Raw genomic sequence first — 1,483 nt, 5'->3', positions numbered from 1 at the left:
GAAGTCTCGCTGCGCGACGGCCGTCGTCTGTCCATTGCCACCCGCTCGCTGGATGCTGAGCCCGGCCAGTTGGTATTGCTCAACGACCTGACCGAAACCCGTCGCCTGCAAGACCAGCTGGCTCGCCACGAGCGCCTGTCCTCGCTGGGGCGCATGGTTGCTTCGCTGGCGCACCAGATCCGTACGCCATTGTCTGCGGCGATGCTCTATGCCAGCCATCTGGCTGACCCCGAACAAGATCTGGGCGTGGAAACCCGTCAGCGCTTTGCCGGCACCCTGAAAGAGCGCCTGCACGAGCTGGAGCACCAGGTGCGCGACATGCTGGTGTTCGCCCGTGGCGAGCTGCCGCTGAGTGACCGGGTCACGCCAAAAGCCTTGTTCCAGGCCCTGCAGCAGGCTGCCCAGGCGCATGTGCAAGGGCACGCCGTGCGCTGGCAGTGCGACAGCCATCTGGGTGAGCTGCTGTGCAACCGGGGCACCCTGGTTGGTGCATTGCTCAACCTCATCGAAAATGCGCTGCAAGCCAGCGATGGCCCGGCGCGCCTGAAGGTGCACCTGTTCCGCCGCGAGCGCAGCCTGCACCTGTGTGTAAGCGATGCCGGCATTGGCATCGATGCAGACCTGCTCGGCCGCCTGGGCGAGCCGTTCCTGACTACCAAGCCCACGGGCACCGGCCTGGGCCTGGCGGTGGTCAAGGCCGTGGTGCGCGCGCACCAGGGTACGCTGCGCCTGCGCTCGAAGGTCGGCCGTGGTACCTGCGTGCGGGTGGAGCTGCCGTTGATCGACGGGCATTCGGTGGAGGGCGTGTAATGGCGATCAAGGTGCTGCTGGTCGAGGACGACCGCGTATTGCGCCAGGCGCTGGGCGATACCCTGGAAATCGGCGGTTTCGCCTACCAGGCGGTGGGCAGTGCCGAAGAAGCACTGGAAGCGGTGCTGGGGGAGGCCTTCAGCCTGGTGGTCAGCGATGTGAACATGCCTGGCATGGATGGCCACCAACTGCTGGCTCAGCTGCGCCGCCAGCATCCGCAATTGCCCGTGTTGCTGATGACCGCGCATGCCGCGGTGGAGCGCGCCGTCGAGGCGATGCGCCAAGGCGCCGCCGACTATCTGGTCAAGCCGTTCGAACCCAAGGCGTTGCTCAGCCTGGTCGAGCGGCATGCCGCCGGGCGCGTGGCTGAAGAAGAAGGCCCGGTGGCCTGCGAGCCGGCCAGCCGACAGTTGCTGGAACTGGCCGCTCGGGTGGCGCGCAGTGACTCGACCGTGCTGATCTCCGGCGAATCCGGCACCGGCAAGGAAGTGCTGGCGCGCTTCATTCATCAGCAGTCGCCGCGGGTAGCGCAGCCCTTCGTGGCGATCAATTGTGCTGCTATCCCCGACAACATGCTCGAGGCCACCCTGTTCGGTCACGAGAAGGGTGCCTTCACCGGCGCCATCGCTGCGCAGGCCGGCAAGTTCGAGCAGGCCGAAGGTGGCACCTTGCT

2 protein-coding genes are annotated in these 1,483 nt (G+C 66.6%); both read left to right on the top strand.

Going from position 1 to position 1,483, the window contains the following annotated elements:
- Positions 1 to 810, top strand: an 810-nt coding sequence (locus tag JV551A3_RS22735) for a sensor histidine kinase (RefSeq protein ID WP_133979145.1), incomplete at its 5' end; no start/stop codon positions are given.
- On the top strand, positions 810 to 1,483 hold a 674-nt coding region (locus JV551A3_RS22730), incomplete at its 3' end, for a sigma-54-dependent transcriptional regulator (RefSeq protein ID WP_133979143.1). The genes JV551A3_RS22735 and JV551A3_RS22730, both read left to right, overlap by 1 nt.

The organism is Pseudomonas inefficax (assembly GCF_900277125.1).
Taxonomy (GTDB): domain Bacteria; phylum Pseudomonadota; class Gammaproteobacteria; order Pseudomonadales; family Pseudomonadaceae; genus Aquipseudomonas; species Aquipseudomonas inefficax.
This window is presented reverse-complemented; position numbering and strand designations above follow the sequence as displayed.